General features: G+C 27.8%; 1 protein-coding gene. It reads left to right on the top strand.

Annotated elements, in window-relative coordinates:
- The first annotated feature begins 65 nt into the window (after positions 1 to 65).
- Positions 66 to 2,003: an ATP-binding cassette domain-containing protein gene (locus ACZYT4_RS13965; protein ID WP_463786952.1), complete on the top strand. Its 1,938-nt coding sequence runs from the start codon at positions 66 to 68 to the stop codon at positions 2,001 to 2,003.
- Positions 2,004 to 2,045 lie beyond the last annotated feature (42 nt).

The following is a 2,045-nucleotide window of genomic DNA, read 5'->3' as shown; positions in this document are numbered from 1 at the left end:
AGATGAGATAATAGACAAAAGGGTGAATACTGATTTGAGATGTCGATGAAAAGGGAGGGGAAGCAATGTTAAAAATAGAAAATATCAATGTTGCATACGAAAATACTCTTTTTCAAAATGCTCATTTTGTATGTATTGGACATAATATTACAGTTGTGACTGGCGAAAAGGGTAGTGGGAAAAGTACATTATTAGATATGATTGCTTTACAAAGGGATGGATATCAAACATATACTTTTAATGAAAAAGAAGTTCAAAGAGATTTTTTAGTAGGACGTATTTATTATGCCAAGCAAGAACCTTTGTTTGAAGAAGATTTAACAATCAAAGACAATATAGATATGCTTTATCACATATTTCATATGAAAAGAGATATGTTCTTAGAAGAGAAGTTATTAAAAGAATTAGAATTAGAGAATAGTTTGGATAAGTATGGTTCCATGCTTACAGAAGCAGAAAAGAAACGTTTATCATTATTGTTTGCGATTATTTCACAAAGAGACATTATTTTATTAGATGAACCAACGGCTTTTGTTGATCTAAAGATGAGTCAAAAGATGATCAAGTTAATAGAATATTATCTGAGTTCACGTATGACAGTGATTACAACACAAGATCAAAATATAATTAAAATAGCAGATGTTATTTATCATATTAAGAATCATATATTACAACGTCAAGGGGATATTTATCATATTCATATGCCTTTAAAAAAGGTAAAAATAAAAGATACCATTTCTTATTATTGGAAAATAGTAAAACATAGACGTGTTTATTATATTTTGAAATATCTTTTCACTGCATTGATGATTTGTGGAATTGTTTTAGGATTGGTTTCCAGAAATGAATATTTGAGTATATATAAGGAAATGTTAGAACAGAAAACTTTCGATGATATTACAGTCTATCAACCACTTTGGGGTGAGGATTATGGATATAGTGGAGATGAATTTCCATTGTCTTCAGAGACTGTTGAAAAACTGAGTCAGCTTGATTATATTAAAGAGATAAAACCAATGTATCTCTTTAGTGACTATAATGTGAATTATATCTACCATAATGATCAGGAAATCTTTATGGAAGGTTCTTATGTCGAATACATTGGTTATGATGAAAAGAAAGGTAATAGTTCATATCTGAGGGATAATTTTTCTACAGAAGGTATTTATATATCAGCATCTCTTGCTGATAAGCTTGGATTCATCCAATCTGGAGACTTATTGACATTTCAATTGCCAGTACCTCAATATAATGTATTTAATGAGGGTTATATCATTAATGCAGAAAATGAACGTATTGAAATTGTTTCAACAAATGAGAATTTTGTTTCTGTGACATTACCTATTGCGGGCATTGTCAATAGTGGATATGAAAGTCTAGGGATGACATTTCCTGTATACGAATATATAGTTTATTTACCACGAACTTTTATGGAAGAACAGCTAAAACAAAATCAGGTGTTTGATAGTTATAATGAAGGGGAAATTATATATAAACCATACCAGCCTAATGCTTATATTGTAACTTTATCATCACAAGATGATATACCACAATTTCAACAAGATCTAGAAAATATGAACTTAATACTGCAATCTTCATCTATTGAACTATCTTCAATTGTTGAAGAGGAAGAAACATTAGAACAAAGAAAGTTATTTATGATAGGAAGCTTGGTTTCTATATCACTCATAGCTATATGCATTATGAAATATAAGAAAAGAAAAAAAGATCTTCATTTTTATGAATATCTTCTATCTCTCACACAACAATCTCAATATGTAAAGAAAATTTATTTTAAAAATGTATTGCTTCATTTTTTATTAACCTTTTTACTATCAACATTATTATTGTTTATCTTTGTTATTGTATTATCTAGAATGATGATATATATAACAACATTATCATTAGTAACAGTTTTGATTTGTTTTGTTGTTACAGTTATCTTTGAAGGCATACAGTTTATTATTTTTTATAGAAAACTTAAAGGTATTTTAAAATCATAACATTAAAAATTGCTATAAGTTTTATAGCAATTTTTACTTTAT

The sequence above is a fragment of the Massilimicrobiota sp. mt181 genome, from assembly GCF_055420065.1.
Note: the sequence above shows the minus strand (reverse complement) of the source record. Positions and strands in the feature narration are given on the sequence as shown.